This window comes from Deltaproteobacteria bacterium (assembly GCA_018668695.1).
Taxonomy (GTDB): domain Bacteria; phylum Myxococcota; class XYA12-FULL-58-9; order XYA12-FULL-58-9; family JABJBS01; genus JABJBS01.
The window spans coordinates 1-18,665 of the sequence record JABJBS010000007.1; the positions used below are offsets into that span (position 1 = coordinate 1).

Below are 18,665 nucleotides of genomic sequence, written 5' to 3' on the forward strand. Positions count from 1 at the left end.
GAAGAACAAACTCCAGAGACGCTTCCTGAACCGGAAGAAGAACAAACTCCAGAGACGCTTCCTGAACCGGAAGAAGAACAAACTCCAGAGACGCTTCCTGAACCGGAAGAAGAACAAACTCCAGAGACGCTTCCTGAGCCGGAAGAAGAACAAGCTCAAGAGACCCTTCCTGAACCGGAAGAAGAACAAGCTCAAGCCCAGCCAGATGCTGAGATACAAACCAGCCCAGAGCTTGAAAGCTGGTCCAGTGTCGTTACTGCAACCCAAGAGGTGGAAAGCGTTCAAGCTGAGTTAGAAAACGAGCTAAACTCTCCCACCCCGAGCTCAAACCCGCCGCACCACGACGCCGAGCAGGTTACCCTTGATCCTGAGACACCCTCACCAACCGGTTCCTTTGTGATTGAGAGTTCGCAAGAACACCCACCTACCGGATGGGAAAACGAGGAATCAACCAGCGAATCGTCAACGATTCAAGAACCCACATTGGTGATGGCTCCGCCCATTGTTGAAGAGTTACTGCAACAAAGTGTTGAAGATATGGAACCTTCAACCCCAGCCCCTGAAGTTGACCCGGACGCCGAACAAGCCAAACGTGAAGCACTCGTTACGATGCTTGAATCTGAAGAGCTAGACGAACGTGATGCTGCCATGGCCGCCCTGCTCGAACTTGGGGACCAAGCTGATATCATTATCCGCAATCGCTTCCCTGGACCCATTGGCTTCGACCCATTCACCGCTGGCTTTGCCGCGCCGCCACTTAAAGACTGCAACGGGCTCTTAGCATATCTCGATAAACGCGGCTTAGATGGCATCGATGTTGTTATCTCGCACTTACAGAGTTCAAACCCACGCGCGCGATTCTTCGCTCTTTACCTCATGCATCACCATGCCAGCGCCGGACACCTTGATGTCATCGCTCGGAGACTCTACGACACACAGCCCGCTATTCGTATCATGGCCGCCGAAACCATGCGGCGACATAAAGCATCAGCTCAGTACACGCAGGTACTCCAGGGTCTCATGCGGCAACTCAAAGTACCGGTTCTGGAAACACGCGTTTCTGTGGTTCAGATTTTTGGCCAGCTTCGAGAAAGACGAGCCGTTCCTGTTTTAATCTCATTCCTAAATAGTGGGATGGGTCGAGAACTTGTTTCAACCGCAGTCAGTGCTCTGGCTGTAATTTGCGGACAAGAATTCGGGATAGACACTGAAGCGTGGCAAAGCTGGTGGGCCGACAATCAGCAAGGCGATAGAGGCCAATGGCTCTGCCAAGGACTTCTTCATAAAAATCCGGCAATACAAAATGTTTGCAATACCGAGCTTGAATTAAGCAGTGGTCTCAGCATGGGTTACCAGCCCCAAATGGGAACAGGCGATAAAAAGAAGGTGGCTGCAAGATGGAGCAGCTGGCTCCAAGAGCAGCAAGAAGTTGATTTCTCAATCTAAAAATTAGGCAAGTTCAGCAATCAACGACTTTAAGAACGAAGTTAAACGCTCTTTAACCATCTCTCCAGTATCTTTTACTTCCTGGTGGTCCAGCGGCGTGGATGACATACCTGCTGCATAGTTGGTGATCACACTCAGACCAAACACACGCAAGCCGCCATGCTTTGCAACAATTGCTTCTGCAACCGTGGACATCCCAACCGCATCGGCTCCTAAAACACGTAGCATGCGGATCTCGGCAGGAGTTTCATAACTCGGTCCAGACAAGCCCGCGTAGATGCCTTCGCAAAGTTCAAAGCCAGTGTCTCCAGCAACTTTCTGCATCGTTTTACCGATTTCACGGTCGTAGATTTCAGACATATCTGGAAAGCGCACACCAAGCCTATCGTCGTTCGGTCCCATCAAAGGGTTATCGCCAGTAAGGTTTAGGTGATCAGAGATGACCATCACGTCGCCCGGCTTAAAACCTTCGTTCACTGTTCCTGCTGCATTGGTCAACAAGAGTGTCTTGATCCCAAGGTGCGCTAAAACTCGAACCGGGAAGGTCACTTCTTTCATCGAGTAACCTTCGTAATAATGCACACGGCCCTGCATCACCACGACTTCCTCGCCGCCGATGCTACCAACCACAAGCTTTCCGGCGTGGCCGCTCACACTGCTTACTGGAAAGGAAGGAATATCGCCGTAAGCAATCGAGGTTACGTTATCGAGGCCCTCGGCAAAACCGCCTAAACCTGACCCCAGAACCATTCCCAATGAACCCGTGATATTTACCTTCGAACGGATAAAATTGGCGGCTTCTTCAATTTTTTCAAAATACTCTAAATCTTCAGACATCCCAGACAGATATGCTCTCACGGGATAAAAAGCCAACCCCCGGCCCCATAATATTGGATTTTGAGCATCTTTGGTCGAAACCAAATTCGTATTTCTTGCCTCTAATGAAAATGTTAAGGGGGCACATGAGTAATTTCACGAAAACAATACTGCTTCGCTCCATTTGCATCTTTGCGATTGGATTAGGTCTTACCCCGGCCAACGCGCAAAATGGGACTCCCGTTCCTCCAAGAGAGAGCGAGCAAATTCTACCTGAACCAGTCGTCCAACCGGCAGATCCCTTTTCTGAGGTAGAAATTCTCAAGGACCAGTCTCGGGGCGAAGCTCTGGCCAGTGCCAAAATTCTTCACAAACTCGGAGACCATGCCCGAGCATCCGCAATCCTAAGAGGACTCCTCAAGCAAAGCACCTCCGGCGACCTCAGCATCCATCAGCTGCTTCGTAGAGTTCTGATCGACGCTCAACAACCCGGACACTTAGCGGGCGCCCTGGTAGGCCTCGTGCGGTCGTATCAAGCTCACGGCAACAACGCTCAAGCTCTCGCAACATTGAATGAGTTAAAAGTCATCTCTCCGAACCACTCGGATATTCCAGCACTAAACCAGGAAATCGCACCTCTGAAAAAGGAGGCGCAGGTAGACGATGGCTATGGACGATACCGTAGCTTTTTAGGAATTCTCGTATTCTTAGGGATCGCCTATTTACTCTCGTCCAATAGAAAAGCCATCCGCTACCGCATCGTATTTTGGGGAATTGGACTTCAGTTTTTATTCGCTTTCATTATTCTGTGGAGTCCTCCAGGAAGACTTGCATTTGATGCCGCCCGAACGGGGATTGAGAAAATTCTCTCGTTCACCGATGCCGGCTCGAGTTTTCTCTTTGGTAATCTCTACAATGGTATTGCTGCATCAGGGGGAGCCGGTCCCGTTCAATATGTTGATGGTTCCACCGGAGACCTCCAAAGCTTTGGTGTCATCTTCGCATTTCATATTCTCCCCACGGTGATTTTTTTCGGAACACTCATGGCGGTGCTCTACCACCTCGGGCTCATTCAAAAGATTGTCCAATCCATCGCTTGGTTGATGAGTAAAACCATGGGAACAAGTGGATCAGAAAGCTTATCGGCTGCAGGGAATATCTTTGTAGGACAAACCGAAGCCCCGCTCCTTATCAAACCTTACGTTGGTGGCATGACGGTCAGTGAGCTGATGGCAGTCATGGTTGGAGGCTTTGCTACGGTGGCAGGAGGCGTGTTGGCCGCCTATGCTCGCTTTGGAATTGACCCAGGACACCTATTGGCCGCAAGTGTGATGAGTGCCCCTGCAGCGCTCGTCGTTGCAAAAATTCTCTATCCTGAAACTGAACTCTCAAAAACGCAGGCAGGTAACCTCGAAACGCCCCAAGCTGAAACGAAAAATATTCTGGATGCCGCGACTACCGGTGCTTCTGACGGTCTTAAACTGGCTCTCAACGTCGGTGCTATGCTCCTCGCCTTTATCTCTCTGGTCGCCATGCTTGATTGGATGCTCGGAGGAGTAGGAAGCTTACTGGGATTCGAAGCATTATCTTTAAGCTACGTCTTTGGATTGCTCTTTTATCCCTTGTCGTGGTGCATGGGCGTAGACATCCCTGACTTAATGACTTTTGGACAACTTTTAGGAACTAAAATCGCAATCAATGAATTCGTAGCTTTTGTAGATTTGGGAGCCGCCAGTGCAACCATGAGCCCGCGTTCCACCACCATTGCAACCTACGCGCTTTGCGGCTTCGCCAACTTTTCTTCCATCGGGATTCAAATCGGTGGCATCAGCAGCATCGCACCAGAGCGGCGCTCAGAGCTTGCCATGATCGGTCTCAAAGCCATGGCTGGCGGCGCCATGGCATCATGGCTTACGGCCTGTGTTGCTGGGCTTCTTCTCTAGGCCTTTACCTTTTTAAGACCTTGCTCAGTTAGCTCCGCCGGACGTCCCACTGGGTTCACTCGGGCATAGCCCTTCATAGCACCCTCACGCTGCGCCTCGGACGGAACACCGTCTCCCATGTAATCATAACGTTTACGAGCCTCTACACGTTTCGCCCGCCACTCAGCGTTGGCCTGGTCTTGCACCGCCGAAGCTGACTCGCCGCCAACACCGATGAGGTTTTGCTCTACAACTTTTTCAGCAACATTTTGTAGGTGCTTACGGGCTTGGTTCTCAATTTGGTCTGCCTGAGACGCAACCACTCGGTCTGCACCTGACGGGTTGAGGGGCGCCATGGCCGCTCTTTTGACATGTTGCATTTTGAAAATGGTTCCCTGAGGGTTACCAGCGATCGGACTCATGTCAATTCGACTTTGTCCTGCTGTTTCATAAACCTCACCATCGGGCCCCAATTCGTATTGGTACACGGGACCGCCAAGCATGAGTGTGCCGCCAACCATTGCGTGAGCACCCTCGTGAGACACAACCTTATCGGCCTGACTCTGCATGCGTTTGAGTTCATTGGCTTGCTCAAGCGTCATTTCTCCAAGCATTGGAGAAATTGTTTCAGCCTGAACTTGCTCGTTGGCGTAAGTCACCGATGCTTTTTCAATCTCTTGGGCGTCTCTCTCAGCCACCTTCTCAGCCGCGGCCTGCTTTACTGTCTCACCTGACTGGTTCAGGTTCTGTGCCTCGCTTGAGATCGAAGAGCGATCAGATTTCTCGCCAACTCCTTTCGAAACGGTTTCCGGTGAGCGCACTTGGGGAGCACTCACTTTCTGCCCGCTTTCGACCAGCACTGACTGCTGGCCTATAGGTAGGATTTCCATGACCTGGCCTTTCTAGATCGTTTTGCCCCTCGCCGTTGGCCCCGAAGGACAAACGCTCTGAAGGTTCAAAACCGGTATTTTGCTTTACAAAGCTCATATCGCTAGGACATCGACGGCTTTGGACAAAACTTAAGGCCTATTTTAATTTTTTTACGAATTTGGAGATCAAGAGCCGATCACATCGATGACAATCGACGCAGGTGCCTCATAATCATCTGATATTACGACGTTTTCTAGGACATCGGCACGGCAGGCCGCCGCATCATCGCGGTGATGAATTCTCACCATAGGCTGATTTTTCTCGATTTTAGCCCCAGGTTTGACCAAAAGCTCCAATCCTACTGCGGGATCAACCACATCTTCGGCTTTGGCTCGCCCTGCACCGAGTTTCATCGCAGCCACACCAAGACCTAAAGCATCCATGTGTGAAACGACGCCGGAACGTGGTGCACAGACTTCTGTGGTTTGCGGAGCAGTCGGCAGTTTAGAGAGGTCATCAAGGACACTTGCGTCCCCACCTTGGGCCTCAATTACTTTACCAAATAAAGACAAACCCGCACCCGACGAAATCACCTCACTAAGTTTACCACGTGCTTCATCAATGCTTCCCGCAACTTTACCCAAAACCAGCATTTCAGCACCGAGCGCCAATGTTAGTTCCGTACTGTCTGCAGGGCCCTCGCCACGAAGAATCTCAATAGACTCCCGAATTTCGAGAGCGTTACCGATGGTCGTGCCTAAAGGATGGTCCATGTGAGTTAAATAAGCCTTCACATCAAGACCTGCCCCGGTGCCCACGCGAACCAAGCTCTCTGCCAACTTTCGTGCGGAAGGTTCATCTTTCATAAACGCCCCGCGTCCCACTTTGACATCGAGTACCAAAGCATCGATTCCTTCTGAAAGTTTCTTGGACAAGATGGAGGCTGTGATCAGGGGAATCGAGTCAACAGTCGCCGTAACATCTCGCAGTGCGTACAACTTACGATCTGCCGGCGCCACTTTAGCCGTGGCACCAATCAAACAAATATTAAGCTCTTCCACCAATTCGCAAAATCGTTCTTGAGAAAGTCCTACTTGAAATCCAGGAATAGATTCGAGCTTATCCAGAGTGCCACCGGTGTGCCCTAATCCACGCCCACTGATCATGGGGACAGGTACGCCGCACGCCGCAACCAATGGCGCCAATGGAATCGAGATTTTATCACCAACGCCGCCGGTGGAATGCTTATCAACCTTAACTTTTTGAATGTGAGAGAGGTCGATCACCTCACCAGAATCTCGCATCGCAAGGGTGGTAGCCACAGTGGCTTCATCGCTGAGACCTCGATGGTAAACCGCCATAAGGTAAGCTGTAGCTTGATAATCAGGTAATTCACCACTGGCAATTTGCCCAATAAATTCTTGAATATCCTCAGTACGAAGCGTTTCCCCGTCACGCACCGAACGAATGAATTCTACTACTTGCACGAATAACTCCCTTGGAGCGGCATGATGCAGCCGCCCGACACATAAATATTTAAAATGACTTCAGTCGTAACGAATAGCATCCACTGGATGCTTATTGGCGGCTTTAAGCGCTGGAAAGATTGTGGCCAGATGACTGATTACAAGCGATGCAAAAACAACGACAAGAACCTCTGCAGTATTTACCTGCACTCGCATCGCACCAACCATGTAGACGTCAGCAGCAATGCCGATATCAAGATTGCCGAGAACAAAACAGATCGCGAGACCCAACGCCACACCTATGGCTGTGCCTAACAACCCCACAATCCAGCCTTCCATGACGAAAATCTTCATGATGCTTGCATCGCGAAGTCCCATCGATTTAAGAACCCCAATCTCGTGTGAGCGCTCTACCACCGCCATAAAGAGTGTACTTGCGATATTGAACGCAGCCACAATGACGATGAAGGTCAGCACCAAAAACATCACGATTTTTTGAAGCTTAAGCGCTGTGAAGATGCCGGAGTTAAGCTGGCGCCAGTCGGTACTGCGGTAAGGATAATTTCCCACAGTGGCCAGGACTTGGCTCGATAGCTTTTCTACACTCGACGGATCATCTACTCGAAATTCAACACCACTTACCGCTTTGCCGTAACCCATCAGTTCTTGCCCTGACTCGAGCGCCGCAAACAAAAGACGGGAATCGAACTCATACATTCCAGACTCAAAAACGCCGCCGAGTCTAAAATGAAGACGCCTAGGCGCATTGCCTCGTGCCCCTGCAATACCCACCGGTGTTGTCACGCTGACGATTGAGCCAAGTGGCTGGCCAAGCTTACGAAAGAGCTCTAAGCCCACCACGACCTGGGCAAGGCCATCGGTCTCTGTCAAAAGCTCTACCAAAGCTCCCTCGGGAAGATTCCCCGGAGCATAACGAACACAACGGCCTTCGCCGTTTACAGACTTACAAAGGTTGTTCTCAATATCCGTAACTTTGCCTGAACGGGCTGGGTCTATGCCTTTAACCAAGATACCCAAACCTTTGGCTCCGGTGCTCACCATTGCCTCAGTAAACGTAAAAGGTGCTGCTCTATTGACGCCCTCCACAGACAGACCGCTTTCGATGATTTTTTCATACTCGGTGAAATCTATCCCGTACTTCTGGATAACCAAGTGGGCATTGGTCGATAGAATCTTGTCCTGGATATCTTGTTGATAACCACTCATGACGCTGGTGACGGCAATCAAGGCTGCAACCCCAAGCGCGATACCAGTCATGGCGACGACAGCAGTAACGGACAACATACCTTTTCGGCCAGAGAGGTGCCGACGGCTAAGCATCCACTCCACCTCAAATCGAAGGTCGAAAATATTACCGGCAGCGCCTAATAAAACCGCGAAGGAACCACCAAAAATAGATGCTATCCAAGCACCGATTGCATCCATGAGAACCAGCCGGTCCCACATACTACCTAGAAGCCGAATACCTGGGGTGAGAGTTCCAAACATTCCAAACTCAACATCACTGCGTTCGGACAATCCCAAAAAACCGCTGACGCCAATCGAAAGTTCAATCCACACCAAGGCCGTCACGAAAATAATACCGACGTAGGTTTCCCAAACCGCAACACGCGAGCCAACGCGGCCGGCCAAAAAACCGCCCAAAGCTGCAACCACCAGTGTACCGCTCCATAAGCCTAAAGCGTTTACGTGGGATGCCATGCCCCGTGTGTCGATAAATAGCTCGGTCACCGCCCAGAGCCCTGCGAGATAGACCACCACACAGACCAAAAGACTCTTGTAGTGAAACTGCTTGCGGAAGATTGAAATCAAAAGGCCAAAGCCAAGCGCATAGAAAAGTACGCCCAGAGCGCGAACCATTTGCGCCAAGGCCCATTCAAACATGGAGCTCGTCTTTGCGGGCTTTTCTAAAGTCACTTCTTTTGAATCCATTGAATCGAGGTCAACTCTCGTCCATTAAAGTTTGGTAGAGCTGTTCTGGCTTTTCGCCATCTACTGGAGGCTGGTATTCGTTGGAGTGCTTAACGATGACTCTGTCGGCATTAAACACTTTGCCATCGTAAGAGCCTTCTACAACCACACCAATGCCTTCTCGAAACATTTGCGGCGGTGCATCTTTAGCTTGAACCGCAACATTCACAGGATCGCTTGCTTCAGGTGTCATGGAAATATGAAACTTAAGGTCGATGGCTTCAGCGTCCCAATTCATGGTGCCTGGCTGAACAACACCGCCCAAACGAACGGTTGCGCCAAGAGCCTTATCGCCCTTTTCAAGGAGCTGATCGACATCCCAAAAATAGACCAGGTTCTCACCAATATCTCCAAAGGCCATGTACGCTACAAAGCTACCGGCAACACCGAGGGCAACAAGAGCTGCCAGCTGATTCTTAACTTGAGGCTTCATCATTTCTCCTCTTGCGACGAGAGTGCTTGGTCTTCTTGTTCGGCGGCCTTAAGACGCTTCACAATACTCCAAGAATACAAAACAAGTGCAGCCCAGCTGATGCCATAGGCTGCCCAAATAAACTCTTCACCACCTTGAATCATGTCACACTCCCTGGTGCTGGTCCGGGTGGTTCACTTAACTCGCTGCGCTGAATCACACGAGCAATGTGGTAACGACCACGGATAAAAGCAATCATTAAGAATAAGAATGCAAAAGCAGAAACGCGTAGCGGCAAATACATATCTGGTGAGACGGTTTGCGGAGAACTTTGCAGCTGATGAAGGCTGTTCCACCATTTAACACTGAACCAAACCAGCGGGATATCCGCATAGATGATGATCGCGACAATTGCAGACCAACTGGCACGGCGTTCAGGTTCAATCACAAAACGGCGCAGCGCCAAATAACCAGCAAAGGCAATGCACATAATCGCGGCAGTTGTTAAACGCGGATCCCAGGTCCAATAAACGCCCCAGGTAGGCTTGCCCCAGATGGCTCCGGTGATGAGTGTAAGCACATTGAAAAAGACACCCACCTCAGCGCTTGCCTCAGCTGTAGCATCCGCCTTCATGCTTCCATTGAATAGGTAGATTAAGCTTGCGATCAAAGTTGCCGTGAACGCCAAGAGCGCCATCCAAGCGGAGGGTACATGTACGAAAATAATCCGGTACACTTCGCCCATTTCACGCTCAGGGGGAGCCACAACCAAACCCCAATAGTGCCCCCAAATCAAAAGGCCCAAGCCCAGTGCAAAAAAACCAATATCAATACGCTTAATCATTTCTATTCCTCAACAACTCGGCCAAAGAGCAACGTGCATAAAACCCAGTAAGCCACCACGAAGACCACTAAAAGAGTAACCCAGCCAGAGAGCTGACCCATAGGGTCACCTTCAATCACCAGAGTGGTTGCTTTAACGGAGCCCAATAAGGCCGGTACAACAATCGGAAAAAGTAAGAGCGGCAAGAGAGCGTCTCGTGCTCGAGCCTGCACTGCCATCGCTGCATAGAGCGTGCCTGGTGCACTGATCGCGGCGGAGCCTAGCGCTAAAATGCCCAGCAACGGCATGATTCCAAGCTTGAAAGAAATACCGTAAACCGCACCCACCATTGGCATCAGCACCAACGATAAAATCCAAAGATACAAACTGTTAACGGTCGCCTTCCCTAGAAAGAAAGCCGCAGGCGAAACTGGGATCAACCGCACACCTTCGAGAGCAAAATTATCTCGTTCAATACGCATCGACTCAGACAAACTCATGACACTCGAAAGTAAAAGCGCCAACCAGAAAAAACCACCCGCCACGCGAGTAAGAAGCTTAGACTCTGGCCCCATGGCAAACGAAAAAAGCAAAAGCGTAAGAATCGCGAAAAACAAAGTTGCGTTGATGCGCCCCCGGCCGCGCCATTCAATTAAAATATCTTTGCGGGCAATGGTGTAGACTGTTCCAAGAAATGACGGTTCTCGCACCGGAGAAGTGGGAACCAGGGCAGAGCTTGCCGCTGCCGGTGAAGATTCTTGAGCCATTACGCTGCCACCTCTTCAACCTGCTTGAATTGCCCACCGGACATTTCAAAATGTAAGTCGCAAAGGGAACGCCCCAGCTGATGCATATGTGTGGCAATCACCACCGTGGCTCCGTCATCTTGAAAAGTTTTCACAAGACTCGTCATCAAATCCACACCTGCCACATCGAGCTGGCCAAATGGCTCGTCGAGTAAAACCAGGCGCGGCTTGCGCAATAGGAGGCGGCCAATAATCAATCGCCGCTTCATACCCGCGGAAAAATTACCCGCCATACGGTCGGCATCTTCATTCAACCGGACTTGCTCTAAAATCTGATCGATACCGTCCACAGAAATGCCAGAAAGTCTCGCAACGAGCTCTAAGTTCTGCCGAGCGGTTAAGTCATCATAAAGGTGGGAGCCGTGACTCATCAAACCCACCAAGCGTCGAATCTGAGCCGTATCTTGTTTGGAGTCGAGACCGAAAACCTTAAGTTTTCCGCGGGTTGGCCGTATTGCTGTGGCCATAACCCGTAACAAGGTGGTTTTTCCAGCCCCGTTATCGCCGGTAATGAGGATGGATCTCCCCGCCGGAAGCTCTGCCGCCAATCGAGCAAGCACCCATCGTTTACCAAGTCGGACCGAAAGGTCCTCTAGAGCAATCGCATTCACTACCGGGCTTCTGTCATATTGAAGGGTCAGCTGCAACGCATCGAGGACTGAAATCCCCGAAATCGCCGGTAAAAGCGGCGAGAAATCCAAAAGATCGGCAAAAGCCAGAGCATAGCCGAAGAGCCATTATTGGCGGAGCAAGTGCAGCCGCCCGAACAATCCACATCACACTCACAACTGGCATCGCATTGGTCGTCTTGGTCACACCAGCAGGGCGCAGTGCTCACCGGCTTTGCCAAACAAGCACCCGCATTGGAGGCGCTGTTTTCATTGAGTTCCAAAGGCATGCAGGCGCCGCCATTGGCTTCAATTCCTTCCCAATACCAGCATTCAAAACCTTCGGGGCATGGGGCATTCAAGTCACAAGCTTTGCTGCAGTAAGCGCCAAAACCAGTAGGTCCACAAAACAACCCGTCCGCACACTCATCCTCAAAGGCACAGGAGCCGCCCAAAACGACTTGGCCCAAAATCACCTCACCCAATCCATTGCAGGCACCATCGATACAATTGAGCTGCCCGATGTAGCGCTCTTGCCCTAAGAGGTTACGCTCCAAGATTCTGGGGCAATCACAACCATCCAAACAGCGGTAATCCTCAGCGGGGTAAAGGTAGCAAGCACCCAGGGCATCATCGTCTTCTAGGTCGCGGCCTCGTAAATCAGGATCCATAATGGCGCTCATGCTTGGAGGTGAACCCAAATTATGTCCGCCAAGCACATGCTGCAGCCCGAAAACATGACCAAGCTCGTGAACCACCACGCTTTCAATATCGCCTTTATTCGCCTCTCCTGTCGTCGACCAAGAGGCTGAATAACCATTGAGAGTAATATCGGCCTCTACAATCAGTCCGTCGGCATCATAAATGGGCGTCGCGGCACCTAAAACCAAACTGCCATAGGGCCATCGCTCATCTTCAACCCAGGTTAATCGGTTGATGCCATCAAGCTCGCCCGTGATTGCAATGGTATCCGTACCTTGGCCTGTTCCAGTTTCGATAAGCTCTAGCGAGGAGCAGGCTACGTTGTTCCAGCTCTTCACGGCCGAACGAATCGCGCCTAAATCTGAACCATCTTCGAGATCATCGGAGCCGTCTTCCTGCAACTCGTACTCGATGCTCGCATTGGCCCAGCGAATCTCATCACCTTGCTGGAGGCTGATGGAAAATGGCCAAGCCGTTGCGCTATAAAACAAGCATAGAGTCGCCAGTAAAAATCTCATGGCGCTATCCCCACGAGTTGCCGAATACGCTTGATGAGATTGTCTAGGTCCAACACTTTATCCGGAACATCCTCGCCGTGGATGTGCTCTTCGCCCGGCCCTATCAATAGCAATGGGCCTAAGTCACGAATCGCAAGAGTGCGGATGCCACCTCGTAAAACATAATAAACGCCCTGGCTTAAACCGGTAAAAACGTAATGGCCGCGGCTTGTTCGTTCTAAGAAAATCACGACTTCATCGCCGGGCTTAAGATGAGGCATGCCCGAGATATTTTGATAAAAATTTCCGCTTTGACCACCGGGCAATTCAATAGAGAGGCCATCGGTTCCTGGGGCGACCCCCTTCAGCGCGGTGGAAACCTCGAGCTCAATTCCTGTAAAAAAAGCTTTCTGATTGGGCGTGAAGGTTTGCGATACAATCCCGTGAACCACGATATCCGAGAGATCGACGAGCTCAGGCAGTTCGGCGCGGCGCACGACGGCACCGTTTGCGGTCTGCAACTGAAAAACACTCAAAAAAGTGAGGGTGGCTACTAGCACCCTTAAATATCTAAACCCGGACATCCTCCCCCTACATTACCATTAAGCGGATGGGCCATTAACCGGTTTATGCATGGGCCTCATTAGTTTGCCACGAAGACTCATCTCGCGCTAAGACGTGAAGGCAAAAAAGTGACTTTTAAAGAGGGAGTTTCCATGAATCAGCAAGTTAAAGCGTGGATTGCCAGAGATCCTGACCCAAAAACCCGTCAAGAACTCGAAGAACTCTTAAAAAATGATGACCAAGCGGAGCTTCAACGCAGATTCAATGGCCGGTTGGCCTTTGGAACGGCGGGTTTACGAGGCGTTCTAGGAGCCGGACAATCGCGCATGAATCAACTCGTGGTCCGCGAAACCACCGCGGGGCTGGCCAGTTACCTGCTCAAATCGGTGCCCGGATGTAGCGAGCGTGGTGTTGTCGTCGCATACGACGGCCGACATGGCTCTTATACTTTTGCCCAAGATGCCGCCTCCGTCCTTGCTGCGTTTGGATTTAAAGTTCATTTGTCCACTCAAACGATCCCCACTCCTGTGGCTGCTTATGCGGTTCGTTATTTTGGGGCCGCCGCTGGCATCATGGTCACTGCAAGTCACAACCCGCCAGAGTACAATGGCTACAAAGTCTACTGGGGAAATGGCGCGCAGATCATCACACCCCATGACCAAGGCATTGCCGCCGAAATCGATAAGGCCGCCACACAAGATATTCCGTTCATTCCCGTGCCTGAGGGTAAAGAATCCGGTTTGATTCATCACTTCGGACCACTTTTGATGGAGCAATACCTTCGTGAAATTATCACCGCCAACGCTTGGCCAGGATCACCGGGCATCAGCGGACTTAAAATTGTTTATACGCCGCTTCATGGCGTCGGCGCTGAGGCCACCGAGCGCGCACTCAAACTCGCCGGTTTTGGCAACGTTTATACCGTTAAAGAACAACGTGAGCCTGACGGCGACTTCCCAACGGTCCGATTTCCAAACCCAGAAGAAGATGGTGCCATGGATTTGGCTCTAGCTCTTGCCGCCGAGGTCAAAGCCGATTTGGTATTTGCAAATGACCCCGACGCAGACCGTCTTGCAGTAGCACTGCCGAACGACCAAGGAAGTTACACCATGCTCACGGGCAATGAGATTGGTGTCGTACTTGGCTCTGACCTCATCAACGCCGTTCCGGAATCCAGCCGAGCCAATTCGTGCGTGGGTACCACCATCGTTTCGAGCCGGCTCTTAAGTAAGATCGCTGAGGCTCACGGTGTGGAATATTTTGAAACGCTTACAGGCTTTAAATGGATTGCCAATAAAGCCATCGCTGCCACCACTGCCGGTAAAGATTTCCTAATGGGGTACGAGGAGGCTCTCGGCTACACTGTTCACAACGTTGTTCGTGATAAAGACGGTGTCTCGGCCATCATCGCCTTTGCACTTCAAACCGCACGTCTTCGTGAACAAGGGGAAACCATACTGGGGCTCCTCAAAGCCATCTACCAAAAGTATGGTCTCTTTGTAACTGAGCAAAAAAGTCTCGCGATAGACCCACATGCTCAAGGCCCAAGCATTGGCGAAAAAATCAGAGCCAACATGCCCACACAAATTGCCGGTCTCAACATCCAGTCCATTATGGATATTCAAAATGGGACACGGATTGATACTGCAACCGGTCAATCGGAAGCCATCGATTTGCCTAAAAGCGATGTGCTCAGCTTTATTCTAGAAGACAACTCTCGGGTGATTGTACGGCCCTCAGGAACTGAGCCTAAAGTGAAATGTTACTACGAAGTCATCCAAGATTTTGAAGGTACCGCCGCATACGAAGCTGTTGAAACAAAGGCGCAAGCACGTTTGGCTGATTTGATTGCGAAGCATCAAGAAGAGCTTGCCGCTCAGTAATTGAACAGAGTTTAAGAGAGCACCCTAAACGAAAGTGCTTCTTCCAAATGCGTCGCTGAGACCCGTGAATTCCCCTCAAGATCTGCAATGGTACGAGCCACCTTACGCAGCCGGTTCACAGCGCGTGTGGATAATCCATGCTTCTCCATCGCCCGCTCAATCACGGCGAGCATCTCGTTATCAACCGGTGAAACTTCATCAAGCAGAGGCTGGCTAAGGTTTGCATTAAGGGTGCCCTCACCTCCTCGCGCCCGTTGTAAATCCCGCGCTGCGACCACCCGTTTGCGAACTTCTCCTGAAGATTCAGCACTCTTTTTTTCCACGAATGCACGGTACGGTACGGCGTCGACCAAAACATGCATATCGATGCGGTCTAGCAGCGGGCCCGATATTTTTGCGCGATAACGCTGGATTTGCTCAAAGCTGCACATACAAGTTTTAGTGGGCCGAGCTACAGAAGAGTTGGCCAAACCTCGATGGTAGCCGCAGGGGCAAGGATTCATCGCAGCAACCAAAAGAACATTGGCAGGAAATTCCAAACTAAGTGCTGCTCGCGCGATGTGAATCACCCCGTCCTCCAGTGGCTCTCTCAATGCCTCCAATGCTCGGCGTGAAAACTCAGGGATTTCATCCAAGAATAAAATTCCACGATGAGCCAGGGTCACTTCCCCGGGCCTCGGCATCGATCCTCCACCACATAAAGCGACTTCACTTGCAGTGTGGTGAGGCGAGCGCATGGGCCTTTCGCCCACTAAAAAATTTTCCCCCGAACGGCCGGCTGCAGAATGAATCCTGGTCACTTCAATTCGCTCTGTAGGATCAAGGGGCGGGAGTATGCCCGAGATACTTCTGGCGAGCATAGTCTTGCCGCTGCCAGGCGGCCCAACCATCAGTAAATTGTGTCCACCCGCGGCAGCTATCTCCAATGCACGGCGAGCCTTGGGTTGGCCACACACCTGGGAGAGGCAGTTCGATGAGCGTGATTGAACCGGCGCAGGCGCTAAAGCTTTAGAAAGCGGTACCAAGCCTAAGAGATGGTCGACCACCTCTTTAAGCGACGATGCACCCAGCACGCGCACCCCCGGAATAACCGCAGCTTCACTTGCACACGCCAATGGTAAAATAAGCTCATCTTCTTCGTGCTCGCGAGTTAAGTCGGCCAACAAAACGCCGCCACGAACCGGTTCAAGGGCTCCTCCCAATGAGAGCTCACCGAAAAATCGCCTGTTTTCAAGCGAGGACTCAGGGATAATGCCGCTGGCTGCTAAAAGGGCAACTGCCAATGGTAAGTCTAGAGCACTCGCCTCTTTCGGAAGCTCTGCAGGTAGGAGATTAACGACTGTGCGCTGCGTGCCCAAGGTGATTTCAGACGCCATAATCGCTGAACGTACCCGAACAGCAGACTCTCTGACTGCGCCGCGAGCAAGGCCTATAAGAGTCATCCCCGGAAGACCTTTACCTCGGTGTGCCTCGACCACAACACTGTGGGCCTTTACACCAATCACCGTTCCCGATTTTGCACGTGCAAACATAGCCGCTCCTTTGCTTTATCTAAATCAAAGCAAAAGCCGGGCCAGATATTTTTCTAGGGAAAACACAAAAGCGGTGTCGCAGAGTTCAATCTGCGACACCGCTTTGAATCTAATTAAGACAGAAGATTAAACGTCGAGTCGAGATGCGACAATCTCAGCCAAATCTTTGACCGGGATATCATCTCGATTAACTTCCGAATCCTTCATACCATCGGTAATCATAGTGATACAGAATGGGCAGTTGGCGCCCACGCTCTTAGTCTCCATCGACGCAATTTCTTTAGAACGATGCACGTTGATACGTTCGCCAATATGCTCTTCCATCCAGAAGCGGCCACCACCGGCGCCACAGCAAATAGAGCGAGACTTATTGCGCGGAAGCTCAACAAGTTCAGCATCCGGAACCGCATTAACAATATTACGAGGTGCATCGTAAATATCGTGGTAACGGCCAAGATAACATGAGTCGTGCAACGCAACGGTTTCCGTACCTTCACCCAAGTCTTTAAGCTTCAGCTTACCTTCCTGAATGAGGTTATCGATCATCACGGTGTGGTGAATCACTTCGAAATTCCCGTCAAATTGTGGGTACTCGCGCTTGATGGTGTGCAAACAGTGAGGGCATGTGGTGAGAATGTTCTTCACACCGTAGTTGTTGAGAATCTCAACATTTGCCTCAGCCAGCGCCTGGAACAAATACTCATTGCCTGTTCTTCGCGCAGCATCACCGGTGCACCCTTCTTCCTTGCCCAAGATGGCAAACGGAATATTGGCTGCTTTAAGAATCTGAACCATGGCAAGGGTAACCTTCTTGGTTCGGTCATCAAAAGAGCCAGCGCAGCCCACCCAATACAAGAGTGGCGGGTTGTCTTTGGATGCTTCGGTATCGCTTAGCCAATCACTCATGCGAACGATATCGAGGCCTTCAGCCCAGGCATCACGCTGGTCAAAACCAACACCCCAAGGGTTGTTGTTGTTTTCCATGCCTTGGTACGCACGCTGAAGTTCCGGCGTGATATCGCCTTCCATCATCACTTTGTACTGACGCATTTGAATGATTCGGCCAACGTTCTCAATAAAGACCGGGCACTCTTGTTCGCAGCTACCACAGGTGGTGCACGCCCAAACTGTCTCCGGGTCGATATTGCCGCCAACGAGGTCATCTAGGCCGGCAATTTTTTCATCGTCGCCCGAGAGTAAGATCTCTTTGTTCTCATAAAGAGATTTTTTGATATCCAAGTTCAGACCGCGGTGAGTCAGAGGTTTGTCCGTCAGAGCTGTGGGGCAATAAACGGTACAGCGACCACACTCGGTACATGAATAAACATCGGTAATCATCTTCCATTCGACGTCGGCAGCCGAACGCATTCCAAACTTAGGATCTTCATCTTCCAAGTCGATGACCATCTTCGGTACTTGGCCGTATGGCTTCAGATCACGGAAGAAAACGTTCGGGATACCGGTGATAACGTGGAAGTGTTTGCCGAGAGGCAAAAAGTTCAAGAACAATAAAACGCAGAAGCAGTGAATCCAGTAAGAGACTGCACCAACCGTTTGAGCTGTGTCACCCATGGGTTCCAAAATGATTTTGGCCACAGCTGCGCCTGGGTACCAAGCGGTGTTTTGAACATTATGCTCAATCAGAAGAGCGCCAAAGCTTAGAAAGTCTGTGACCATCAGTGTGAAGATCATGCACAGAACAAAAACACCTTCAGCGGATCGACCCACACGGCTTACCTTCGGCTTCAAACGACGCCACAAACCGTAGGTCACACCCAGAAGCACGAGGTATTCGAAAATATCTTTGATAAACGCGTAGCATTTACCGACGGTGGTCTCGAGATAAAACGCATCGACCATTGCGGGAGCATAGGCATGGACAATGTGCAAAACCGTTCCAAGTGCCACAACCATAAAGCCGCTGAAAATCATCATGTGAGCTGCACCCGCTATCGGCTCACGCGGCATCCGCCACTGTCCGATTGCAAATTTCAACACACTCTTCACCCGTTCAACCGGGTTATCGATTCTACCTTCACCCGGTGCACGAAACACGAGCTTAAAGCGGGGAATGACGAGCCACGAAAAACACCCCAGCGCGGCGACCAACATGACGGTCATTGCTACGGCACTGATCATTTTATCCTCCAAACAACTGTGAGCCTTGAGCCATACATTAGTAACACCTCTCGCCGGCAAAGGCTCGAAAGGTGACGAACTTGAACAATACAAGTTATGACGCACCGCGTGCACATTTTCAAGTCCCTACCATTTGGTCGAGACATTTAAGTTCCAGAATCCCTATAGACCGAAATCATTGACAAAG

16 protein-coding genes are annotated in these 18,665 nt (G+C 50.9%); 3 read left to right on the forward strand and 13 right to left on the reverse strand.

Annotation, left to right across the window (positions count from 1 at the left end; translation table 11 throughout):
- Positions 1-1,446 (forward strand): hypothetical protein (locus HOK28_00275; protein ID MBT6431493.1); only part of this gene is annotated, 1,446 nt, incomplete at its 5' end.
- A 3-nt stretch (positions 1,447-1,449) separates the two neighbouring features.
- Here the strand turns inward: HOK28_00275 and HOK28_00280 are convergent.
- On the reverse strand, positions 1,450-2,283 hold the full coding sequence (locus HOK28_00280) for a purine-nucleoside phosphorylase (protein MBT6431494.1): 834 nt from the start codon (positions 2,281-2,283) through the stop codon (positions 1,450-1,452).
- Between the two features lie 125 nt (positions 2,284-2,408).
- Here HOK28_00280 and HOK28_00285 point away from each other — a divergent pair, with 125 nt between their 5' ends.
- Positions 2,409-4,205: a NupC/NupG family nucleoside CNT transporter gene (locus HOK28_00285; GenBank protein MBT6431495.1), complete on the forward strand. Its 1,797-nt coding sequence runs from the start codon at positions 2,409-2,411 to the stop codon at positions 4,203-4,205.
- Here the strand turns inward: HOK28_00285 and HOK28_00290 are convergent.
- The 10 genes from HOK28_00290 to HOK28_00335 form a co-directional block, all read right to left on the reverse strand.
- Complete coding sequence (locus tag HOK28_00290) at positions 4,202-5,074, reverse strand: hypothetical protein (protein MBT6431496.1); 873 nt, start codon at positions 5,072-5,074, stop codon at positions 4,202-4,204. The genes HOK28_00285 and HOK28_00290 overlap by 4 nt on opposite strands.
- 165 nt (positions 5,075-5,239) lie before the next feature.
- Entirely contained in the window at positions 5,240-6,541 is a 1,302-nt protein-coding gene (locus HOK28_00295; GenBank protein ID MBT6431497.1) for a thymidine phosphorylase, read from the reverse strand.
- 60 nt (positions 6,542-6,601) lie between these two features.
- Positions 6,602-8,425: an ABC transporter permease gene (locus HOK28_00300; protein ID MBT6431498.1), complete on the reverse strand. Its 1,824-nt coding sequence runs from the start codon at positions 8,423-8,425 to the stop codon at positions 6,602-6,604.
- 58 nt (positions 8,426-8,483) lie between these two features.
- On the reverse strand, positions 8,484-8,945 hold the full coding sequence (locus HOK28_00305; protein MBT6431499.1) for a cytochrome c maturation protein CcmE: 462 nt from the start codon (positions 8,943-8,945) through the stop codon (positions 8,484-8,486).
- On the reverse strand, positions 8,945-9,088 hold the full coding sequence (locus HOK28_00310; protein ID MBT6431500.1) for a hypothetical protein: 144 nt from the start codon (positions 9,086-9,088) through the stop codon (positions 8,945-8,947). The genes HOK28_00305 and HOK28_00310 overlap by 1 nt, the downstream gene beginning before the upstream one ends.
- Entirely contained in the window at positions 9,085-9,768 is a 684-nt protein-coding gene (ccsA, locus tag HOK28_00315; GenBank protein MBT6431501.1) for a cytochrome c biogenesis protein CcsA, read from the reverse strand. The genes HOK28_00310 and ccsA overlap by 4 nt, the downstream gene beginning before the upstream one ends.
- Positions 9,769-9,770: 2 nt before the next feature.
- Entirely contained in the window at positions 9,771-10,514 is a 744-nt protein-coding gene (locus tag HOK28_00320) for a transcriptional regulator (GenBank protein ID MBT6431502.1), read from the reverse strand.
- Positions 10,514-11,164 carry a heme ABC exporter ATP-binding protein CcmA gene (ccmA, locus tag HOK28_00325; protein ID MBT6431503.1) on the reverse strand — a complete coding sequence of 217 codons (651 nt, stop codon included), beginning with the start codon at positions 11,162-11,164 and terminating at the stop codon, positions 10,514-10,516. Before ccmA ends, HOK28_00320 begins: the two co-directional genes overlap by 1 nt.
- A 26-nt stretch (positions 11,165-11,190) precedes the next feature.
- The gene (locus tag HOK28_00330) at positions 11,191-12,381 is read right to left on the reverse strand and encodes a matrixin family metalloprotease (protein MBT6431504.1); all 1,191 of its coding nucleotides are present in this window, start codon (positions 12,379-12,381) and stop codon (positions 11,191-11,193) included.
- Positions 12,378-12,881: a hypothetical protein gene (locus tag HOK28_00335; GenBank protein ID MBT6431505.1), complete on the reverse strand. Its 504-nt coding sequence runs from the start codon at positions 12,879-12,881 to the stop codon at positions 12,378-12,380. Before HOK28_00335 ends, HOK28_00330 begins: the two co-directional genes overlap by 4 nt.
- Before the next feature lie 195 nt (positions 12,882-13,076).
- Between HOK28_00335 and HOK28_00340 the strand changes: the two genes are divergently transcribed.
- Positions 13,077-14,807, forward strand: a complete 1,731-nt coding sequence (locus HOK28_00340) for a phospho-sugar mutase (protein MBT6431506.1) — start codon at positions 13,077-13,079, stop codon at positions 14,805-14,807.
- An 11-nt stretch (positions 14,808-14,818) separates the two neighbouring features.
- Here the strand turns inward: HOK28_00340 and HOK28_00345 are convergent, their stop codons facing one another.
- Complete coding sequence (locus HOK28_00345) at positions 14,819-16,339, reverse strand: YifB family Mg chelatase-like AAA ATPase (protein ID MBT6431507.1); 1,521 nt, start codon at positions 16,337-16,339, stop codon at positions 14,819-14,821.
- Between the two features lie 126 nt (positions 16,340-16,465).
- Positions 16,466-18,478 (reverse strand): (Fe-S)-binding protein, encoded by a 2,013-nt coding sequence (locus HOK28_00350; GenBank protein ID MBT6431508.1) that lies wholly within the window; start codon positions 18,476-18,478, stop codon positions 16,466-16,468.
- Positions 18,479-18,665: the final 187 nt, after the last annotated feature.